At 71.0% G+C, this 20463-nt stretch carries 16 protein-coding genes and 1 pseudogene; 1 reads left to right on the top strand and 16 read right to left on the bottom strand.

The window, feature by feature from the left end:
• Nucleotides 1-36: 36 nt before the first annotated feature.
• The 16 genes and pseudogenes from C1I97_RS06800 to C1I97_RS06860 form a co-directional block, all read right to left on the bottom strand.
• Nucleotides 37-834, bottom strand: coding sequence for a 3-hydroxybutyrate dehydrogenase (locus tag C1I97_RS06800; protein ID WP_111002318.1), 798 nt, complete (start codon nucleotides 832-834; stop codon nucleotides 37-39).
• A gap of 165 nt (nucleotides 835-999) precedes the next feature.
• A complete protein-coding gene (locus C1I97_RS06805) occupies nucleotides 1000-2427 on the bottom strand; it encodes a tannase/feruloyl esterase family alpha/beta hydrolase (protein WP_111002319.1) in 1428 nt (475 codons plus the stop codon).
• Nucleotides 2428-2603: 176 nt separating this feature from the next.
• Nucleotides 2604-4070, bottom strand: a complete 1467-nt coding sequence (locus C1I97_RS06810) for an extracellular catalytic domain type 1 short-chain-length polyhydroxyalkanoate depolymerase (RefSeq protein WP_111002333.1) — start codon at nucleotides 4068-4070, stop codon at nucleotides 2604-2606.
• A gap of 252 nt (nucleotides 4071-4322) precedes the next feature.
• A complete protein-coding gene (locus C1I97_RS06815; RefSeq protein ID WP_111002320.1) occupies nucleotides 4323-4982 on the bottom strand; it encodes a CoA transferase subunit B in 660 nt (219 codons plus the stop codon).
• A gap of 1 nt (nucleotide 4983) precedes the next feature.
• Nucleotides 4984-5766 carry a CoA transferase subunit A gene (locus tag C1I97_RS06820; protein WP_111002321.1) on the bottom strand — a complete coding sequence of 261 codons (783 nt, stop codon included), beginning with the start codon at nucleotides 5764-5766 and terminating at the stop codon, nucleotides 4984-4986.
• Between the two features lie 324 nt (nucleotides 5767-6090).
• Nucleotides 6091-6307 (bottom strand): annotated as a pseudogene (locus tag C1I97_RS41200) (IS630 family transposase); the annotation flags it as partial.
• Between the two features lie 298 nt (nucleotides 6308-6605).
• On the bottom strand, nucleotides 6606-7448 hold the full coding sequence (locus C1I97_RS06825; RefSeq protein ID WP_181446605.1) for an ABC transporter permease: 843 nt from the start codon (nucleotides 7446-7448) through the stop codon (nucleotides 6606-6608).
• Nucleotides 7445-8398, bottom strand: a complete 954-nt coding sequence (locus C1I97_RS06830) for an ABC transporter ATP-binding protein (RefSeq protein WP_111002323.1) — start codon at nucleotides 8396-8398, stop codon at nucleotides 7445-7447. Before C1I97_RS06830 ends, C1I97_RS06825 begins: the two co-directional genes overlap by 4 nt.
• Nucleotides 8391-9635 carry a hypothetical protein gene (locus C1I97_RS06835; protein ID WP_111002324.1) on the bottom strand — a complete coding sequence of 415 codons (1245 nt, stop codon included), beginning with the start codon at nucleotides 9633-9635 and terminating at the stop codon, nucleotides 8391-8393. The genes C1I97_RS06830 and C1I97_RS06835 overlap by 8 nt, the downstream gene beginning before the upstream one ends.
• Nucleotides 9632-10648 (bottom strand): thiopeptide-type bacteriocin biosynthesis protein, encoded by a 1017-nt coding sequence (locus C1I97_RS06840; RefSeq protein WP_111002325.1) that lies wholly within the window; start codon nucleotides 10646-10648, stop codon nucleotides 9632-9634. Before C1I97_RS06840 ends, C1I97_RS06835 begins: the two co-directional genes overlap by 4 nt.
• Nucleotides 10648-13341, bottom strand: a complete 2694-nt coding sequence (locus C1I97_RS06845; RefSeq protein ID WP_111002326.1) for a lantibiotic dehydratase — start codon at nucleotides 13339-13341, stop codon at nucleotides 10648-10650. Before C1I97_RS06845 ends, C1I97_RS06840 begins: the two co-directional genes overlap by 1 nt.
• A gap of 15 nt (nucleotides 13342-13356) precedes the next feature.
• Nucleotides 13357-14982 carry a SagB family peptide dehydrogenase gene (locus tag C1I97_RS06850; RefSeq protein ID WP_111002327.1) on the bottom strand — a complete coding sequence of 542 codons (1626 nt, stop codon included), beginning with the start codon at nucleotides 14980-14982 and terminating at the stop codon, nucleotides 13357-13359.
• A 35-nt stretch (nucleotides 14983-15017) separates the two neighbouring features.
• Nucleotides 15018-16883 (bottom strand): TOMM precursor leader peptide-binding protein, encoded by a 1866-nt coding sequence (locus tag C1I97_RS06855; RefSeq protein WP_181446606.1) that lies wholly within the window; start codon nucleotides 16881-16883, stop codon nucleotides 15018-15020.
• Between the two features lie 305 nt (nucleotides 16884-17188).
• Nucleotides 17189-17365 (bottom strand): hypothetical protein, encoded by a 177-nt coding sequence (locus C1I97_RS39715; protein ID WP_181446607.1) that lies wholly within the window; start codon nucleotides 17363-17365, stop codon nucleotides 17189-17191.
• A 107-nt stretch (nucleotides 17366-17472) separates the two neighbouring features.
• Nucleotides 17473-17601 (bottom strand): hypothetical protein, encoded by a 129-nt coding sequence (locus tag C1I97_RS41205; RefSeq protein WP_258382453.1) that lies wholly within the window; start codon nucleotides 17599-17601, stop codon nucleotides 17473-17475.
• Between the two features lie 186 nt (nucleotides 17602-17787).
• Nucleotides 17788-19593: a TOMM precursor leader peptide-binding protein gene (locus C1I97_RS06860; RefSeq protein WP_181446608.1), complete on the bottom strand. Its 1806-nt coding sequence runs from the start codon at nucleotides 19591-19593 to the stop codon at nucleotides 17788-17790.
• Here C1I97_RS06860 and C1I97_RS39720 point away from each other — a divergent pair.
• Nucleotides 19588-20226, top strand: a complete 639-nt coding sequence (locus C1I97_RS39720) for a hypothetical protein (RefSeq protein ID WP_181446609.1) — start codon at nucleotides 19588-19590, stop codon at nucleotides 20224-20226. The two genes, C1I97_RS06860 and C1I97_RS39720, sit on opposite strands and share 6 nt — an antisense overlap.
• The last annotated feature ends 237 nt before the right edge of the window (nucleotides 20227-20463 follow it).

Consider the following 20463-nt stretch of genomic DNA (forward strand, 5'->3'; position numbering starts at 1 on the left):
GAGCGTGGGCGTCGTCCAAGGTGCCAGGGTGCCGGGTCAGTTGGCTCCCCAGCCGCCGTCGAGGGGCAGGGAGATGCCGTTGATGTAGCCGCTGTGGTCGGCGCACAGCCACAGCGCGGCCGCGGCGACCTCCTCCGTCTCCAGCAGGCGCTTGATGGGTGAGCGGGTCAGCAGCACATCGGTCAGGACGTCCTCGGGGCTGATCCCGTGGGCGGTGGCCTGGTCGCGGACCTGGTTCTCCACCAGGGGGGTGCGGACGTAGCCGGGGTTGACGCAGTTGCTGGTCACCCCGTGGGGGGCGCCCTCGATCGCGACCACCTTGCTCAGGCCCTCCAGCGCGTGTTTGGCGGCGACGTAGGCCGACTTGTAGGCGCTGGCCCGCAGTCCGTGGACGCTGGAGATGTTGATCACCCGTCCCCAGCCCTGCGCGTACATGTGCGGCAGGCTGCGGCGCATCAGCAGGAACGGGGCGGTGACCATGACCTGCTGGATGAGGGCGAACCGCTCCGGCGGGAACTCCGTCACGGGCGCCACGTGCTGCAGGCCGGCATTGTTGACCAGGACGTCGACCTCGGCCGGCAGCGCGTCGATCGCAGCCGGGTCGGCCAGGTCGGCGATGTGCGCCTCACCGCCGACCTCGGCGGCGACCGCCTTGGCCGCCTCGGCGTTCCGGTCGACCACGTGCACCGTGGCGCCCGCCGCGGCCAGCGCCGCGGCGCACGCCCTGCCGATACCGCTGCCGCCGCCGGTGACCAGGGCGGCCCGGGACGTCAGGTCCACGCCGGCGCCCGTGGGCGCCGGGCGGACGGTGGGAGGACGGAATTCGCTTGTCATGGCCGGAAACAGTAGGGACGCCGCCACGTCACACCTATGTATGCGGCCACCACAATGATGTCTTGATCTGTAGCGGGTGACGCCATGGGGCGAGGTGTTCGGTCGGGCAGGGCGCGCGGTGGCCGTGGCGTAGAGCCGTGGCGTAGGGCCCCGGCCGCCGGGTGGTCACCCGTCGAGACGGCAGCTGGTGAGCAGGCTCGCCGGAGTGGCGCCTTCGGGCCGGGCGACGGTGTGGTTCGCCGGCGGACGGTGCCCGGTGGTGAGCCAGGTCTCCAGGGCGGTGAAGGCCGAGCGGTGGCACGGCAGCAGGGGCCGGAGCCGGTCGGGGAAGCTGTCGACGAGGGAATCGGTGTGCGTGCCGTCCTCGATGCGGTAGTAGCGGTGCAGGTGGCCGCGGCCCGATGCACGGATCATGCGGGAGTAGACGTCGGAGTCCTTGCTGATGGGCAGCAGGACGTCCAGGGTGCCGTGGAGGGTGATCAGCGGTTTGCCGATGCGGCCGGTCAGCGCGATGCGTTCCACGGCCTGGTGGACCTCGGCAGGACGGGTGGCGTAGTCGTAGTCGGCGTCGCAGCCGGCGGTCCCGGGGGCGCAGTACGGCGTGCCGGCCTCCGTCGCGCCGTCGAAGGAGGGGTCGAACTCCTCGCGGTAGATGCGCTGGGTCAGGTCCCAGTAGACCTGGTGGTGGAAGGGCCACAGGAACTCCGAGCCGGCCGGGAAGCCCGCGCGGTGCAGTTCCTCGCGTGCCTGGTCGGCGTCGGGGCCGCCCGCCGCGTAGGCGGGGTAGTGACGCAGGGCGGGCGGCAGGAAGGTGAACAGGTTGGGGCCCTCCGCGTGCCAGAGGGTGCCCTCCCAGTCGACGCCGCCGTCGTACAACTCCGGGTGGTTCTCCAGTTGCCAGCGCACGAGGTAGCCGCCGTTGGACATCCCGGTGACCAGGGTGCGCGCGGGCGGCCGGTGGTAGCGCTGGGCGACCACCGCGCGGGCGGCGCGGGTCAGCTGGGTGAGCCGGGTGTTCCATTCGGCGACGGCGTCACCGGGCCGGGAGCCGTCGCGGTGGAAGTCGAGACCGGTGTTGCCCTTGTCGGTGGCGGCGTAGGCGTAGCCGCGGGCGAGCACCCAGTCGGCGATGGCCCGGTCGTTGGCGTACTGCTCACGGTTGCCGGGGGTACCGGCCACGACCAGGCCGCCGTTCCAGCGGTCGGGCAGCCGGATGACGAACTGCGCGTCGTGGTTCCAGCCGTGGTTGGTGTTGGTGGTCGAGGAGTCGGGGAAGTAGCCGTCGATCTGAATACCCGGCACCCCTTCGGGCACCGCGAGGTCCTTGGGGGTGAGGCCGGCCCAGTCGGCCGGGTCGGTGTGGCCGGATCCCACGGTTCCCGCCGTGGTCAGCTCTCCCAGGCAGTCGGCCTGCTGATGGGCGGCACCCGGCACACGCAGGTGGGACTGGTTGGCGCAGTGGCCGGCGGCGCGGTCGGGGGCCGGCCGGGCCGAGGCCGATGAGGGGAGCAGGGCCGCGGCAGCGGCCAGGGCGAGAGCACCGAGTGCGGTGCGCCCTCTCCGGCTCGAAGTGATACCGATGGGCAGAGCCATGGAAAGCCTCCAGCGGGCGGCGATGGACGAACGGGCTGGAGGCTAGGCGGCAAGCACCGCACGGGAACATGTGTGTGCCCGCCACGGCGGCGGCTTCTCTCAGGTGGGCCGCCACCATGACGGGCACATGACCGTGGAGGCTGAGGGAAGCGTCCGCGGCCGTGACCGGTCCCGTGTCAGGGGCAGGTTCCGTCCGCGAGGGTGAAGTAGCCGGCGGGTGACTCCTTCAGGGTGTGGGTGACGAACGTGTTGTACAGGCCCATGTTCTGCTGGGAGCCCTTGGCGTAGGTGTAGCCGCCGCTGGTCGTCGCGCGTCCCGCCTGGACGTGGGCGTGGTTGGTGGCGGTCCAGCAGGCGGCCGCGGTGCCGGTGGTCCGCGCGGTGACCGTGCCGGAGAGCTGTCCCGTTCTGCCGCCGGCGTCGCGGGCGGCGACCGCGTAGGTGTGGGAGGAGCCCGCGGTCAGGCCGGTGTCGGTGTAGGACGTGGAGTCCGCCGTGGCGAGCGGGGCACCGTCGCGGTGGACGACGTAGCCGCCCGCGCCGTCGACCGGGTTCCAGCGCAGGCTGATGGTGGTGTCGGTGGCACCGGTCGTGGCCAGGCCGGTCGGGGCGGGCAGCGCACCGGGCTCGGGGCCGGAACCCTGCAGGCCGAAGAACTGGGTGATCCAGTAGCTGGAGCAGATGGAGCCGAGGAAGTAGGCGGCCCTGGTGCTGCCGCACTGCTGAGCCCCGCTGCCGGGATCGACCGGTGTGCCGTGCCCGATGCCCGGGACCCGGTTCACCTCGACGGCCACCGAGCCGTCCGCGGCGGCGTACTCCTCGTGCCGGGTGGAGTTCGGGCCGATGGCGGACGTGCGGGTCGGCGTCTGGGACAGGCCGTGCAGTGCGGTCCACTGGTCCCGCAGTTCGTCGGCGTTGCGCGGCACGACGGTGGTGTCCTTGTCGCCGTGCCAGACGGCCACGCGCGGCCAGGGGCCGGACCACGAGGGATGGGCGTCGCGGACCCGCTGGGCCCATTGGGCCGGGGTCAGGTCGGTTCCGGGGTTCATGCAGGTGTAGGCGGCACTGACGTCGTTGGCGCAACCGTAGGGCAGCCCCGCGACGACCGCTCCGGCCCGGAAGACGTCCGGGTAGGTGGCGAGCATCACCGACGTCATGGCGCCGCCGGCGGACAGTCCGGTGACGTAGGTGCGCCGGGCGTCCGCACCGTAGGCGGAGACGGTGTGCGCGGCCATCTGGCGGATCGACGCGGCTTCGCCCTGCCCCCTGCGGTTGTCGGTGGTCTGGAACCAGTTGAAGCACTTGTTCAGGTTGTTCGACGTCGTCGTCTCGGCGAACACCACCAGGAACCCGTACCGGTCGGCGAGTTCGGGCAGACCGGAGTTGTCGGCGTACGTCTGGGCGTCCTGGGTGCAGCCGTGCAGCGCGAACACCACCGCCGGCTGGGCGGGCGGGGACGCGGGCCGGTAGACGTACATGTTCAACTGGCCCGGATTGGCTCCGAAACCGGTGACCCTGGTCAGGCCGACCGCGGCGTGGGCGGTCGGTGCCGGACCGGCCAGGGCTGCCGCGAGGACGAGGGCCACGACAGCCACGAGACGGGACGCCCGTCCGCGCCGCACATGCCGCGACGTGCGCGGCATCGGATCGGCGGGCGGTACGGAGGGGATACGGGACAGCGGGGCGGCGGTTCCCCGAAATGGCGGCGGCTGCATGGCGGCTCCCTCGGTGTCGTGGGGGGACACCGGGCGCTCCCGTGGCCTGATCCGGCCGGAGCGACCCGGTGTCCGGCACCGTAGGGGCGGCCGGCGAGCCACGGTATGGCAGGAAGCCCCACAGCCTGCCGGTCACGACGGGAACGCGGAGGGGTTGTACCGCCGGGAGGCGTCTGCTAGTCAGACGCCGGCAGGAGCTTCCAGATGTGCGGGCACGAGCAGATCGGCGCCTGTCGCGGCGCGCACGTCGTCGACGCCGACTCCCGGGGCGAGTTCGGTCAGCGAGAAGCCGTCGGGGGTGATGTCGATGACGGCGAGGTCGGTGATGACGCGCTGCACGACGCCCGTGCCGGTCAACGGCAGATCGCACTTCGCGACGAGCTTGGGGCTGCCGTCCTTGGCGGTGTGCTCCATCAGCACGATCACCCGGCGCGCCCCGTGCACCAGGTCCATGGCGCCGCCCATGCCTTTGACCATCCTTCCCGGAACCATCCAGTTGGCCAGGTCCCCGGAGGACGCCACCTGCATGGCACCCAGCACGGCGGTGTCGATGTGGCCGCCGCGGATCATGCCGAAGGACAGCGCGGAGTCGAAGAAGGACGCCCCGGGCAGCACCGTCACCGTCTCCTTGCCCGCGTTGATCAGGTCCGAGTCGATCTCGTCCTCGAGCGGGTACGGGCCGACGCCGAGGATGCCGTTCTCGGACTGCAGCACCACCTCGACGCCCGGCGGCAGGTGGTTCGGGATGAGCGTGGGCAGGCCGATGCCGAGGTTGACGTAGGTGCCGTCCACCAGTTCGCGGGCGGCCCGGGCCGCCATCTGCTCGCGCGTGAGCGCCATGTCAGGCACCGCCTTCCTGCTCGGTACGCACACACCGTCGTTCGATCCGCCGCTCGGCGGCCGGGTCGTCGGGAAAGACCCGAACCACCCGCTGCACGAACACCCCCGGCAAGTGCACCTCGTCCGGATCCAGTTCGCCCGGCTCCACCAGGTGCTCGACCTCGGCGACGGTGACGCGACCGGCCATCGCCGCCAGCGGGTTGAAGTTGCGGGCCGAGGAGCGGAACACCAGGTTGCCGTGACGGTCCCCGATGGTCGCCCGCACCAGGGCGTAATCGGTCCTGATGCCCTCTTCCAGCAGATACTCACGGCCGTCGAAAACCCGTGTCTCCTTCGGCGGTGAGGCCACCGCGACCTGCCCGTCCGGGCCGTATCGCCAGGGCAGCCCGCCGTGTCCGATCTGCGTCCCGGCACCGGCCGGCGTGTAGAACGCCGGGATGCCCGCCCCGCCGGCGCGCAGCCGTTCCGCCAGCGTCCCCTGCGGCACCAGCTCCACTTCCAGCTCCCCGCTCAGGTACTGGCGGGCGAACTCCTTGTTCTCGCCCACGTACGAACTGGTCATGCGCGCGATCCGGCCGGCCCGCAGCAGGAGCCCCAGGCCCCAGTCGTCCACCCCGCAGTTGTTGGAGACGACCTCGAAACCACCCGTACCCCGCTCCAGCAGCGCGGCGATCAACGCACTCGGTATGCCGCACAACCCGAACCCCCCGACGGCCAGGGACGCCCCCTCGGGGATGTCCGCCACCGCCTCGTCCATGCTGTCGACCGTCTTGTCCAGCCCCATACCGCCCCTCTCCGTCAAGGGGCGCGTACGCCCCGAACGGCCCAGGCGCGCACATCGTCCGACCTGTGCGCCATGGCCTTTCCCACGACGTGACGACCCTAAAGACGCACGACAGCCGACCGGTATGGCTGCTTCCGACACCATTCGGCGGGGCCGAGTATGGCTCGCGACCAGGCCCAGCGGAGAGGCACACGCGCGAGCTCACAGATCACGCGGTCGGCCGCCATGGCCCCTGCAACCACGTCTGCGGCTTTCCACCATGCGATCCAGCCATGGCAGCAGCGGTCCGGGCGCTCGCCGTCGAATCCGCCGCTGGACGGCTCCAGCGGCGGACAGGCTGGTGGTGCCGTGACACACGTAGTCGTGGTTCATCCGCGCCGGGGTGGCGGGCGGCACGGGGAGGACCGGGGCGGTGCGGCCGGATGACCCGCGTCCGGCTCTCCTCGTCCACGCACAGAGCCAGCGCTCGCCCGGGCGGGGCGAGGTACAGCCCGACGATGTCGCGGGCCTTGTCGATGAACTGCGGGTCGGTCGGCAGCTTCCCGGTGGGACGTGGCACGGAAGACCCTCGGCTGCCGCGCCCGCCTGCCCGTGCGGGCAGGCGGGCGCGGCAGGCTTCCCGGGATGACCCCGGAGCCGAGTGCCCCTGCGTCCGTACCGACCGCAGGGGCACCGGGAGGCCGGTGCCCGTCCTCAGGGCGGACGGACCGCGATCGGACGCCCCGTCACCGCTGAATCCACGACAGGGCTGGAAGACCTACGGTGTCCCGCTGTTCGTCGCCGCTGTTCGTGCCGTGGACCGGTGGAGGGGCCACCAGCGCCGCAGTGTGCCAGTGCCATCAGGGCACATCGCGGCGTGAGACGAGCATCGTGGACAGGCCCAGGAACACCACGACGTATCCGGCGAGCACGAAGCTCGCGGTGAGCGGCCCGGAAACGGCGACGACCCCGGGCGTCCCCCCGGCGTCCTGGGTGGAGGAACCCAGGGCGGCGGCCAGCGAGCCCCCGTTCGCGCCGAGCAGGACCCGCTGCACCGCCTCCAGGGCGGGCAGCGTGCCGACCACCCCGGACACCAGGTTCTCCAGCGCCAGCAACCACACGAGACCGACGCCTATGGCGGCACCGGTGTTGCGGAACAGCACCGCCAGGAACGTGCCCAGAGCGACCGCGGCCATGCTGACCAGCCAGGCGACGCCGAACCCCTTGAGCAGTTCCACGGTCGGCGGCCAGTGGACAGGCCGGCCGTCGGCGAACGCGATCAACGCGCTCACCGCAGCGGTCGCGGCCACCACGGCCGCGGTGACGCACAGCAGCGCCACCGCGGTCACCACCGACTTGGCGGCCATGACGGTGATCCGACCGGTTCCCTGGACGAACAGGGTGCCCCAGGTGCCCCACCGGTGGTCGCCGCCGGCGACGACCGCACCGAACACCAGCATCAGGGCGCTGCCGAACATCGGGTACAGCCCCACCACACTGGTCATGAACTGGTCGGGCAACAGGCTGGTGATCAGGTCCTCCGGGTCGGACCCGGAGGACGAGCCGCCTTTGAAGGAGAGGTAGACGATGTAGGGCACGGCCATGCCGAACGCCACCGCCAGCGCCACCCAGGCGCCGCCGACGATCCAGACGCCCGGCCGCTTACGGACGGACAGGAACTCGGCGCGCAGACAGCCGATCACGAGCCGTTCACCTCCAGACGGTCGCGGCCGGCGTCCGTTCGGCCGCCGACGAGGTCGAAGAACGCATCCTCCAGCGTGGCCGAGTGCTGCCGCAATTCGTGGACGTCGATGCCGTTCTCCACCAGCAGACGGTTGACCGCGGCGGCCTCACCGAGGTCGATGACGATCCGCAGCTCGCCGTCCACGACCTGTACCGAACGCACACCGGGCAGGGCACCGGCCAGTTCGGCGGCGCGCTCCGGCGAGCTGGTCCTGACCGACAGGCCGCCTCCGCTGACGCGGTCACGCAGCTCGGCCACCGTTCCGGAGGCGACGAGCCGCCCCTTGCGCAGGACCGCGGCCCGGTCGCACAGGTGCTCCACCTCGGCCAGCAGGTGACTGGACAGCAGCACGGTCCGGTTCTCGCGGCGCAGCCCGGTGATCAGGTTCCGCATGTCGGCCATGCCGGCGGGGTCCAGACCGTTCGTCGGCTCGTCCAGGATCAGCAGCTCCGGGTCCTTCAGCAGCGCGGCCGCCACTCCCGTGCGCTGTTTCATGCCCAGCGAGTACGAGCGGAACGCGGTGTCCGCCCGGTCGGTCATGCCGACCTCCTCCAGCACCTTCTCCACGCGTGCGGCGGACACGTCCGCGTATCCCGCCAGGACCCTCAGGTTGTCGCGACCGGACAGGTGCGGATACAGAGCCGGCGACTCGATCAGCGCGCCCACGCCTCTCAGGCTCTGCCTGCTGCCGGCCGGATGGCCGAGCACCGACGCCGTGCCGGACGTCGGTCTGATCAGGCCCACCAGCATCCGCAAGGTGGTGGTCTTACCGGACCCGTTCGGGCCGAGGAAGCCGTAGACCTCCCCCCGGCGGACCTCCAGGTCCAGGTCGAACACGCCGGTGGTGGGCCCGAACCTTTTGTTCAGGCCGCTCGTACGAATCACTGTGTTCGCCGTGTCGTCATCCATCCGCGGTTTTCCGTTCGCTGGTGCGGCCACGGGCCGCGTATGCCAGGACACCTGCCAAGACCGCCGTTTCCGCGGCGAGGACGAGAACCGCCGTCAGCGGTCCGACCCATCGTTGCAGGCTCCCGTACCACACCCACATCAGGCAGCTGTAAACCAGGACCGCGAAGAGCGAACAGACGATGCCGTAGAGGGTGTAGAGGCGTGCGTCGCGGGCCGGGTACGCCCGCAGTCGGTCCCGGACGGCCGGTGTCCGCCGGCTCAGCCGCAGTCTCCAGAACCGATGGGAATCCCCCTGCAGATCGGCCGTGCCCAGCGCATGGTTGAGCATCACGGAGCCGTCGAGCCTCAGGAACGGCAGGAGGTTCACCAGTGCGCCGCCGCTGCCGAACAGCAGCAGGGAGGCGGACAGGGAGTGCCCCAGCTGCCCCTCCTCGGTGAGCCGCCACCACACCGGTACCGGGAGCAGGACCAGCAGGTTCACCAGGACCCCGGCGAACGCGGTGCCCACCCGGGCCGTCCGGCGGTGGAGCAGCAGGACGTCGTCGGTGCGGCAGTAGGCGGCGAGCACCGGCAGCCGCCACCGGATCCCGATCTCCGTCACCGAACCGCCGAAGTGCCTCAGGGCCACGCCGTGCCCGAACTCGTGGAAGAGGGTGACCAGCAGCAGCAGGACGAGCGTGAGCGGTATGACGGCCGGTCGCGACGAGGGGTGCGTGGCGTCGCCGAAGAGGGCTCCGGCGCGAGTCCACACGTAGACCTGGAGCGCGGCCACCGCTGCCAGCGCCACCGCCACGGAGACCGGGTGGAAGGCGAACGACAGCCGGTCGGCCAGCGCGGCGCACAACCGGTCCGGCTCCAGCAGCACCCACCTGCGGTGCCACCAGGTGCCGGGCCGCGAGTTCCGGTCGGCGCGCTCGCGGGCGAGCCGGTCCAGCTCCGCGTCATCGGCCATTCCCTCCAGCAGCCGGTGGCGCCCGAGCAGGGCGAACATCTGGCGCCAGCTGTCCGGACCGAGCGCACGGCCGTACATCTCGGCGTACTCGTGGCCGATGCCGTCCAGGGTGTGGTCGCCGTCCATCCGCCGCATGATGAAGTACTCGCGGGGGCCGACCCGGTAACACCCTCCGGTGCGAGCGTCCTTGACATGGTGGACGACCGACGAGCCGGAGCGCAGCGCGGGGCCGAGCACCACCTCCGGTCGCAGCCTGGGCAGCCGCAGGTCCGGCTCGGCGGTCACGCCGCCCGCTCCCGGACCACGTCGTCGAGGGCCTTGCCGATGACGTAGGAGAGGTAGATCTCGTCGAGGATGCTGATCCCTATCCGGTTGTTGGTCATGTGGACGTAGGAGGAGAGCAGGATGGCCAGGGCGGCCGCCGGGTCTGCCGCCTTCCCGTCGCGGAAGGTCAGCGATCCGGCCTCGGCCAAGGACACCACGCTGTCCCGCAGTTCGGCGCAGTGGGCCAGCCAGGACCGCTCCGACTCGGTGGGCGCGGCTGCCGGATTGTCGCGCCTGCTGTCGCGGATGTGCCGTAGCCGCTGGACAAGTCTCTCCCGCATCCGCTCGTAGCTGCGGTCGAACTTGCCGTGCTGGTCCTGACTGGACTCCTGGTACGAGGTCTCCCACATCGTCCGGTAGCGCACCAGGAACTCGGCCACCGCGTCGTCGTCCGGCAGGAAGGTGAAGCACAGCGCCATGGTCAGCTGGGCCGCCTGGCCGAGGAGCACGGTCCGCACGTGGACGTTGGTGGTCGCCAGCAGGTCCAGGACGAGGTCGCTGGAGCGCTCGAAGTGCGACTCGGACAGCGGCATGCCGGCCGGGCCGCCGTACCGGTCGTACTCGCGCTCGTAGGGGATGAGGGCGACGCTGTTGTTCTCCCGGAACGGCATCTCGCCGTCGGAGCCGTACAGCTCGTCCCAGCGTTCCTGGCTGTACTCGGCGAGGAAGAGGTTGCGGTACAGGTCTCGGCTGTTGTCGCGGTCCTCCTCGTAGAGGGCCGGCCGCCGGCGCAGGAACGCGGTGAGGGCGTCCTCGGCGATCTCGCGCACCTCGTCGGCGTGCGAGGGGTCCGTCGGCAGCAGACGGAGCCGGATGTGCGGCCCCTCCAGCCAGTAACGGATGAAGAACCACTTCCGCAGCAGGCCCCGCTTGCGCAGGGACTCCACGAGAGGGCCCACGCACTCCACGAGCACCGGGTTGGCGTTCGCGGCGTAGAAGGTGTGCAGGCTGATCCAGCCACCGTTGCCGTCCATCACTGCTCCGTTCGCGTTCCGTCGATTTCCACCGTGAGTTCGGTGACGTACCGCCGATCGCCGTCCTTCAGCCACAGTCCGCCGGGACCGGGCAGCATCTCGGTGAGCACCACGGTGCCCTCCGCCTTGCGGACGGCGGTGTCCAGCAGTTGGACGGACAGGTACGAGGCGAAGTCGACGTACTGCGGCTTGCGTTCTCCCCCGAGCCCGGCGAACACGTACTGCGGCAGCCCGTTGTCGCGTTGCCAGCGCCGCCAGGCGAGGAACCACTCGTGGTCGCCGCGGCCGCTCTCCGGGGCCGGAAGCCGATCGGCGGGGATCCGCCAGGACCTGCGCTGGAGCACCACGTTGCCGAACCGGATCCTGGGCAGGGCCACGATCCCGTTCCCGTTCTCCGGCAGCTCCACCCCCTCCCACAGATCCGTCTGGGTGAAGCAGGTGTAGGAGAAGTTCAGCAGGACCTGCTGCACCTCCGGCAGCGCCATCGGCATCAGGAAGCCGAGGTAGACGGGGATCACTTCGACCCCGAGCCGGCGCGACCGCAGCAGCAGCCGGTCGGCCTGCGGGTCGTGCTCGACGATCAGGTCGTCGACCGGGATCTGCTCCTCCCGGGGACGGAGGCTGGTCTCTCCCGGGCAGACGATCTCGTAGCGGGTGACGACGGGGTGCAGGTTGAGGTTGGTGGTGTCGTAACCGCCCTTGAGCTCGGCGAACACCGCCCCCTCCGGCTGCACCGCGTCCAGGGCCCTGCCGAGTTCCGCGGGCAGCTCCTCGCCGAACAGATGGGCGAAACGTGAGAACTGCAGGGTCAGACCCGAGTAGACCCGGTTGACGACGACCACGGGGGGCTCGGCGCCGTCGTCGGCCACCTGGAGGAAGAAGGAGAGCGGCTGGAGGCTGCCCAGCTTGTCGGGCAGTCGGTCCGCGACGGTGTCGAGGAAGTCCTCGTCGAGGTCCAGGTCGGCCCCCGGGGCGGCCTCCCGGTACCGCCGGGAGATCTCCCGCGCGGCGGCGGCCCGCGCGTCGTCGATCCCGGCGATCTCGTCCTGCCGGAACCAGTTGTCGTAGCGGCGCGGTTCGGTGCCTTCGAACCTCTGGTGCCGCATCAGCCGCTGGGCGTAGTTGTCGTAGAAGTCCTGGCCGAACTCGTGCGCGAACGACAGGAAGTCCGTGCAGCGGCCGCCCACCCCGTGCCGGGTGGTGAAGTAGCCCTTGGTGACCAGACGGCGGATCAGGTTGCCGTCGAACGCCGGCAGGATCCTGGCGAACCGCCGCAGCGCGGGCGTCAGTTCTTCCGTCCAAGTGCGGAGGTCCCCGGCCACCGAGGCGGCCGACAGCGTGGTGTCCTCGTAGACCAGGGTGCGCAGGACCGGGGTGTCGCCCTGTCCCAGGTGTTCTTGGGCCCGGGCCACGGACGAGCGGATGCGGGACAGCAGCGCGCGCCTGCGGTCCGGGTCCGCCCCGGCGAACTCCGACACGTCCGCCTCGACGTCCTCCAGGAGGTCCGCGACGCGGCCCGCCCAGTCGACGTCCAGTCGGCGCAGCCCGTCCCGGTAGGTGGCCACCGGATCCGGATCGTGGATGCCGACCTGGAGGCTGGGGACGACGAGCAGGCCCAGCCGCAGCAGGTGCGCCACATACCTCTCGACGTCCTCCTGTTCGCGTTCGGGCCGCATGGCGCACAACCGGCGCGCCACGTCGTCGAAACGCATCGGCCCGTCGTTTGCGAGCAGGGCGATCACGTCCGCCATGACCTGGCCCGCCGACAGGAAGAACAGGCTCTCGTGCACGGTGTCGAGCGTGACCGCCGCGTCCTCGTTGCCGCCTGCGCTCCGCAGCCTGCGCAGGTAGCGCACCCGGTCGCGGTGCACCTCCAGGCCGCCGGTCGTCCGGACAGGCAGGTCGCGCCGTACGTCGGCCGCCGTGGTCATCAGCCCGGAGAGCCGGGCCAGCACGGCCATGTTGAGGCGGGTGACGCCCCGCTTGCCCCAGTCGGCCGCCTCGACCCGCAGGGCGCGGCCGCCGGCGTCGGTGAAGCTGCCGAGGCAGACCGAGGTGAGCGTGCTGAACGGGCTGGTCTTGCACGCGGTGCGGTACAAGTACTCCAGCAGGGACCGTTCGATCCGGCGTGCCCGCTTGCTCAGCGGGCGGTCGGCAGCCCAGCCGAGGTACAGGTCCATGTGCTCGTCGAGCGACGGCGAGGAGAGCTGGATGCCGTGCCGCAGGTCGGTCTCGCGGACCGTCCGGCGCAGTTCCTCGCGGCAGGCCGCGAGTTCCCCGGCCACCACTGCCGAGCCGGTCCGCAGCAGCTCCGCGTGCCGTTCGTGGTCCTCCAGCCAGCCGCGCAGCGCGGCGAGGCGGCCCGCGGACAGGATCCGCTCGACGGTCGCCAGCCCGCGCGGGGGGCGCAGGTTGAACACATCGCGCCGCAGGTTGATCAGTGCCCGGCGGACCTCCTCGTCGCCGAGGTGGCGGGAGACGTCCTCTTCCAGCGCGTCGGCGAGTCGGGCGGCCGCCTCACGCAGCCGCAGTTCGGCGTCGAGGAGCCGGTCCGCCCAGTCCGTACTGCGCGGTGAGGCCAGCTGTTCGGCGGTGTCGAAGGGGAGCCCGCCGATGCGCAGCATGAACCGCGGGACCAGGTACCACTCCGTACGGTCGACCGCGGCCCGGTCCTGGAGCACTGTGTGTGGCATGTCGCTTCCGTCCTCTCAGACCAGGCGGTAGTCGAAGTCCGCGCGGTCCGCGCGCTCGTGGCCGAGCAGCACGAACAGGAACGTGCGCTCGTCGGTGCCGTCCAGGCCCACTGCCTCGTCGATGGAGATGTTGTCGAAACCGAGCACCGCTCCGCACCCGACACCGGTCGCGCCGGCAGCGACGTAGGCGTTCTGCGCCACCGCGCCCACCTCGGCGTTCACCACCCGGTAGCCCCGGCTGCCGTAGGCCCTCAGCACGCTCTCCCAGCGCGCGGAGATCGCCAGCACGGCGCCGACCTGGTCGAGGTTGTAGTTGCTCAGGTAGTAGTTGCGCTGAAGGAAGTCGGCGAGCGGCCGCTCCTGCACGGTCTGCAGCCGGTGTCCGTCCGGGTCGTAGCGGTAGGTGCCGCTCGGCAGTCCGGCCACCCGGTGGGCAAGCACGTACAGGCCGGTGAGCCCGGTCCGGGTCGGCGTCACGTCCGACGCGTAGTGCCGCGCGGACGCGGCGCCGGCCAGCACCGTGGCCAGTTCGTCGAGCCCGAGCGGGCGGGAACCGACGAACGAACCGAAACTGGTGCGCCGGGAACGCAGCACGCCGCCCAGGTCACGGCCGAGCCGCTCCTCCAGCGGTGCGGGCAGGGGCGTTCCGGCCGAGCCGGGGCGGGGCAGGGGCACGAGGTCCCGTGCCGTCGTCCGGTCCGGACGGGGCCGCCGGTCTTCGAGTACGGCCCGGTGCACCTCCTCCACCTGTTCGAAGGTAAGGGTGACCGCGGACCGCTCGAAGCTCGGCCTGTCGATCAGGGTGCCGTGCCCGGGCGCCGGCGCCGGGCCGGGCGCCGTCACCGTGCCGCCGGTGCGCGTGAAGGGCAGGGGGACGACGGCCAGCATGCTCTCCTCGTAGGTGTCCGTGCCGATCAGCCGGTTGAGCCGCTCGTCGTCGAACCACAGGACGCGCTCCAGTCTCCTGCCCAGGCCCCGGGCGATCAGTTCCCAGCACCCGAGCAGTGCTCCGGCGTCCTGGGTCACCACGTGGTAGCAGAAGCTGTTGTACTTGAACGAGTTCTTCCAGAACCGCACGGAGACCAGCAGGAACCCGTCGGAGTCGTCGACTTCCCCGCCGTTCCCGCAGGCCGCGCGCACCTCGTCGGTGAGGTCGCCGGTCAGCAGCCGCTCGAAGGCGTGGTGCGCCGTCGAGTAGTGGTAGACCCCCGGGCTCAGCGGGCCGCCACGGCCCGCCACCCAGTAGATCTCCAGCGGGTACATGCCGCCGCCGGACGCGGTCGCCCGGCCCCACAGCGCCCCCGGATACGTCACCCGTACGTCGCTGTCCTGGTTCCAGGTGATCCGCAGTCGGCGGTCCAGCACGCCGTAGGACAGCCGCAGCAGCGCGGCCAGCGACTCCATGGTCCACAGCGGGTCCCCGGCATCGGCCGGCGGGCCGAGCAGCGCCCGCTTCGCGGGGCCGAGCGTCCCGTCCGTCCCCGCCGGGAGCGGGAAGCGGGAGACCCCGGGGTAGATCTTGTGCCGGGAGGGCTGGTCGGCGAAGTTCGGGGTGAAGCCGATGGGCTCCATCGGCTCCCGGCCGCGCCGGAACACCGTCTCCACGTACTCACGGACGGCCTTCGTTGTGCCTTCGAGCACTGACTGGCTCTCCTTCCTCGATCGGGCTCGGCTGCTCAGGGGAACGGGTGCGGTCTGGGATTCAGGCCGGTCGGCCCGAAGCCTTCGGCCCTGGAGTGGATCTCGGCCAGCCCGCCCTCGAGGAAGGCACGCAGCCGCGGGTGGCCCAGCGCACGCTGGCGCTCCCAGCCGAAGTCGATCGGGATCAGTCCTGGTGCCAGTACGCACAGTGTGTGGATTCCGGCGGCGGCCTGCTCCGGACAGGTCTGGTCGATGGCGAGGACGTCGCTGCCGGCCTCCCGGATGCGTTCGAGCAGGAAGGTCACGTCGTCGGTGAGGTCCAGGGTGGACGGCCGCTGCCGCAGCCAGGCCCCGTACAGGTCGTCCATCGACCGGGGAGTCCGGGCGGCCAGCAGGAAGTCGGCCGTCTCCGCCATTTCGGGCAGGCCGTACAGCAGCGCGTGCTGGGTCAGCTCGTGGACCCGGTTGTAGTCCTCGACCATGGCGCGCAGTTCGGGCAGCTTGGCCTCCACCCGTTCGTCCATCCCGGGGATGTACGAAGCGGTCTCGGAGATCGCCGAGCGGATGGCCTCGACCGGGTCCAGGCTCGCGCCGGCGGCGAAGCACAGCCTGCCGAGTCCCCCGTCGAGCCGTTCGGCCATCGCCATCACGGCGGGCACCGGAATGTCCACCCTCATGTCGAACAGCCGCATCCGGTAGCCGAGCCGCGCCACTCGGTCCAGGATGAACTGGATCTCCTCGTCCTCGCAGGTCGACGCATCGATCTCGGGAAGCCGGGCGCCGCCGTACCAGCACAGCAGGAACGCGTCCCGCTCGATCAGTTCGAGCATGCCGTGCAGCAGCGCCTCCTGCGGACTGGTCCCGCTGGCACACCCGTTGGAGGACTCCTGGACGAACTTCTTGTCGGGCCGGCGGTCCAGGTAGTACACGAGTTGCTCGGGCACCAGCATCGGTCGCCGCTCGCCGAAGGAGTAGCCCCACACCCAGTGCATCGGGGTGTCGGGGTCGAACGGCTCGTAGAACTCGGTGTGGCCGGCGTAGAACTCAGGCAGGTAGGAGCCCATCACAGTCGGGTCAAGGGCGTCCGGCGCCAGGTCCCTGTGACTGCCGTGGACGCTCGGCCGTACGGCACGGGGGAATTGACCCGCATAGCGCTCCAGCCCCTCGAGCATCCCGTACCGCTCGCTGCCGGCGGAGCTCTGCGACTGCCCGCTCCACCACATCTCGTGGTAGTCGTACTTGCTGCGGACCCGGAAGAACCCGCTGACGGGAAGGGTCGCGCTGCACTGGTACACCCGCTGGAACATCCCGGCCAGTGCGCCGCACACGCCGTTGACGTAGGCGGCGGTCGGCAGGTTGAGGTCGGCCGCCGCGGCGCCGCGGTAGTGGGTGGGCGACGACTTGGGGCTGGGATCGAGCGGTATCACCGCTCTTTCGGCGGTGTCCGGCTCGGGGGCGGCGCACCTCTCGCACTCCGAATCGGCGATCAGGTCGTGCCGCGCGACGGTCATGTCCCGCACCCGCAGTTCGACGATCCGGCCGATCCCGGACTCTCCCAGTCCGGCCGCCGTCTCCGCCGAAGCGATCCGGGCCATCTGCTCCAGGACGAACGGGGTGAGGACGGCGGCGTCACCCAGCACGGTGAAGTCGGCGCCGTCATCGACCGCGCGGCGCTCCTCGACCGGGCGCAGGGCCAGCCAGCGCCGCTCCAGGCAGCGGGCGCACGGTCGGCTCGTCCCGTCCGCCCGGTACAACGGGCCGAGGAGCACGGTGCCCCCGTAGAGGCGGACCGGGTAGGACAGGCCGCCGGGCCGGGGCGGGTCCTCACCGACCGGCAGCCCCAGGACGCCGACCTCCACCTCGATCCCGTCGAGAACCCGTTCGGCCAGATGGTCCCTCACGGTTTCGGCCATCCGCCGGCGCGGGTCTGCGACCGTTGCGTTCGCCGTGGCATTCGACACTAGAACCATCCGTCCACTAGCCGAGCAGGTTTCTTCGTCTTCAGGTGTGGTATGCGGTTTCATATCCCGTGACCGGCCCGGACCCGGCCGGGTCCGGGAGCCTTTCCGGCACCGGACGCGGGGAGCACTGCCGCAGCTGCTCACACACCTGTCGTGGCGGGCGTGTGAGCAGCCGTGACCGTCACCGTGTAGTGCAGGGCCGGAACGGCGGGTGAGCGCCGTGTTCAGCGCTCATTGAAGCGGCGTCAGCTGGTGCTGGTGGAGCAGGAGCAGCAGCTGCTGGTGGAGCAGGAGCAGCAGCTGCTGGTGGAGCAGCTGCTGCTGGACCAGGCCAGCTCCACGTCCGCCGGGTCGGTCATCTCCTCGATCTCGAACGTCGCGCTCTCCAGGGAGAGCAGCTCGTCCTTCAGCTCGATGGGCATTTCCAATCCTCCTTTCGTGTAAGGGGGTTCTTGCACCGACCGTCCGTGGCCGGCTGGAGCGGCTGCTGCCGATGCGGGCACCAGCTGCACCAGCGAGGCACGGCCGGTCAACTGCCGCAGCCGGGGTGGTGGTCGCGGGGCGCGGCCGGTTCCGCGGCCGCCGGGCCGGTCGTCTTCCCGGTCCCTCGTGCCGCGCCTTCCCTGACGTGCGGGCCGTCCCTCGGTCTGGTGGCCATCGCGATCCTCCTCTCCTGGACATGTGCCGGTTTCCGGGTGGTCACGCGGCCGGGTCCGGGCGCCGTCGCGCCGCGCCCGGCCCGGAGCTTCGTCCCGGGTCCGCGGGACGCCCGCCGCACCGGGGGCGGGCTCCGGTGAAGGGCGGCACGGAGGCGCCGCCCACGGCACGACGAGGTTCCCGTCGCCTACTCCGCGGCGAGCAGCACGGTGCCTGTGGCCATTCCCCTGGTCGGCCCGAGATCGATCGTGGTGGTGTCGGCGAACAGAGCCCGGGTGCCGTCCGCCGCGAGAGCGGCGAGTGCCTCGCGCACCGGCACCTCCGACTCGTCGAACGACCAGTCGCGCACTGTGCCGTCATCGGTGAGCACCCTGGGGTCGAAATCCGCGAGCAGCGGATCCCCGAGGTCCGCAGGGGCGCCCTCGTAGTGCCGGGTGACGGCCAGGCCCACCGCGTCGAGCACCGCGGCGCGCGTCGCGGCACGGGCGGAGAGAGCGGAGCCGACCGCCCAGTCCGGAGGCGTGTCGCCGGGTCCGTCGACCACGGCGAGCACCGCGAAGGCGGGTGCCGCACCGGGCAGCGCGAACACGCGGGCACGGCGGTCGATGTGCCGCAGGCTGTCCAGGGCGAACCGGACCTCGTCGTCACTGGCGAGCAGGGTCTCGTCCAGTCGCCTGATCGGCGCGGTCCCGCGTACCGCACCGGTCAGCGCGCGGTACGCAAGCGCCGAGCACAGACCCTGCTCCTGTGCGGCCTCGACGGTCCACGCGGCCGCCGCTCCGGACGAGGTCGGTTCGAACTCCAGGCTGGTGTTGGCGGACGAGAGCGGGTAGACAGCGGCATCCGGGACGTACCACGTGCTGCCGTCGTGCAGCGAGACCGCCGGCAGCCAGGTGCGCGGCCTGTGCGAGTCCATCGGGCCGACCCCGCTGTGCACCGTGAGACGGTCCGGTGGCACCAGGGCCGACACGGCGGGTTCCACGTCGTCGGCACGTCGGCGCGGACCGAGCCGGCCGACGTAGGTGGACACCGCGGACAGGGCGGCCCGGGCCCGGGCGAGCAGGAGGACGTCGACGTCGAAAGCGGTGATCTCCCGCGGCCCGTCCGCGAGTGACCAGGCCGCGCCGAGCCTGACGCGTCCGGTCTTGAGCGGGATCTGCTTGACCGACTCGTCCGTCCAGGCCGACAACATCCCCAGGTGGGGTGAGATCAGCGACTCCGCCCGCTCGTAGGACTCGCTGTCGAGGGTGGGCGGGGCGAGGTGGTCACCAGCCGGGGCCGCTTCGCGGTGCGGCATGGGGCATCGCGGATGGGGCAGTACCCGCTCACGGCACGACTCGAGCGTGACCAGGTCCTGGACCACCGCGTACGCCTCCGCGTCGGCGTCGAGTTGTCCTGTGCGCAGCCGGAAGACGTCGAATGCCACGCCGTTGCCGATCATGCCTTGGACGACCGCGCTGCCGTGCGCCGGGGCGGCGGGACCCACCGGGCCGAGAGCGAGTCCCTGCCAGAGGTCTGCGGACAGGCGCGGATCGGTGTTGGCGGACAACCGGAGCTGCGCGCACACCCAGCACGGCTGCCCGGCGGGACCACAGACCGGACCGATGACCGCGCGGTCCGGTCCGGTCACCACCGGGAGCAGACGCGGACCCCCTTCACCGGCCGTGCCGACGATCCGCCGGGTGAGGTCCAGCAGGGCCGCGCCGTTCGAACTGTCGGCCACACACACGACGACGTCGTACCCGCTGAGGTCACCGGGGGTCCCGGGCAACGCGACGACCCGGGCGGAGACGCCCGCCCCGGCGAGGTCGGCGAGGTCGGCGTCGAAGTCGGCCTGCCACACGGAGGTGTCCAGGGTGACTTCGGCGAGGCCGTTGCGCAGCAGCCCGCGTACCACCGCCGCAGCTGTGTCGCTGGGCGGACCGGTGACCAGGACCCGGGAGTCACGGAAGCCGGCGAAGAGCTCCTGCGGGGTCCGATCGTCGGCGTGCATAAAATGCTCGACGAAATTTATTTGCGATGTGAAATTTTCCAGAACGGGTTCCGGGAGGACATCGCCGGCCAGGCGCGGGGCATCGCGCACGAAACCCCTGTCAATCAGCGCCCTTATGAGCGTTACGGCGGTCTGCTGCAGTTTCTCGTCGAGCCCTTCACACAGCTCGGCGACGCTCCATTCTCCGGTCATGCGCGGACCGAGAACGGACATCCATTCATAGGCGCCGCGGCCCTTGAGTACGCAACTGGTTTCGGAACTTCTGAGGTAGATCCCCGTGTCGACGCGCAGGAACACCACATCATTGCGCAGCCTGGGGCGGACTCCAGACAAAGATGCCCTGTCGACCGAACTCACGAAATCCCCCTCATGGCCTTTACTTTGAAAAGCGCTCTACCCGAACAGGTAAAGCCGTGGCTGCTACGGCTTTCTATCAGCCCGACACTCAGGGGTCAACGGTTCGAGACAAACGCAGGGCGAACTCTCGGGGCAGAGGGCTTGGAGCGCATTCTCGGCATTGTTAATTACATCGCTTTTGCCTGTTCATCACAAGCGGATCCCATTCTTCCAATTGACTGGGGAGTCCAGCCAAAGACCTACCAAAGGGACACGTTTTTGCCTCTGAGGCTTTGAGGCCGGGCCTGGGGCGTGGAGCGGTGCGTCGTAGTGGTCGCCGTGCCGCTCGGGGGTGCCGCCTCGGGCGAGGGTGCCGGGCTGTCCTTCGGCGGTGTCGAGCTCTCCGGGGTCGGGCGTGAGCCCGGTCGGCCCGGAACCGGGGAGTTCGCCGGCAAGAGGCTGATCCGCGTCGTGGCGTGGCGGCTCTGTCCCCCTGACCGTCCATGCGGCGTGGCCGCCGGTGCTCTCTTCCTG

The organism is Streptomyces sp. NTH33 (genome assembly GCF_003236365.1).
GTDB lineage: Bacteria > Actinomycetota > Actinomycetes > Streptomycetales > Streptomycetaceae > Streptomyces.

Excerpts from the sequence above, each read along its gene's own strand:
- C1I97_RS06800 (WP_111002318.1), bottom strand. The coding sequence starts at position 834 with ATGACAAGCGAATTCCGTCCTCCCACCGTCCGCCCGGCGCCCACGGGC.
- C1I97_RS06805 (WP_111002319.1), bottom strand. The coding sequence starts at position 2,427 with ATGGCTCTGCCCATCGGTATCACTTCGAGCCGGAGAGGGCGCACCGCA.
- C1I97_RS06810 (WP_111002333.1), bottom strand. The coding sequence starts at position 4,070 with ATGCCGCGCACGTCGCGGCATGTGCGGCGCGGACGGGCGTCCCGTCTC.
- C1I97_RS06815 (WP_111002320.1), bottom strand. The coding sequence starts at position 4,982 with ATGGCGCTCACGCGCGAGCAGATGGCGGCCCGGGCCGCCCGCGAACTG.
- C1I97_RS06820 (WP_111002321.1), bottom strand. The coding sequence starts at position 5,766 with ATGGGGCTGGACAAGACGGTCGACAGCATGGACGAGGCGGTGGCGGAC.
- C1I97_RS06830 (WP_111002323.1), bottom strand. The coding sequence starts at position 8,398 with ATGGATGACGACACGGCGAACACAGTGATTCGTACGAGCGGCCTGAAC.
- C1I97_RS06840 (WP_111002325.1), bottom strand. The coding sequence starts at position 10,648 with ATGGACGGCAACGGTGGCTGGATCAGCCTGCACACCTTCTACGCCGCG.
- C1I97_RS06845 (WP_111002326.1), bottom strand. The coding sequence starts at position 13,341 with ATGCCACACACAGTGCTCCAGGACCGGGCCGCGGTCGACCGTACGGAG.
- C1I97_RS39715 (WP_181446607.1), bottom strand. The coding sequence starts at position 17,365 with ATGCCCATCGAGCTGAAGGACGAGCTGCTCTCCCTGGAGAGCGCGACG.
- C1I97_RS41205 (WP_258382453.1), bottom strand. The coding sequence starts at position 17,601 with ATGGCCACCAGACCGAGGGACGGCCCGCACGTCAGGGAAGGCGCGGCA.
- C1I97_RS06860 (WP_181446608.1), bottom strand. The coding sequence starts at position 19,593 with ATGCACGCCGACGATCGGACCCCGCAGGAGCTCTTCGCCGGCTTCCGT.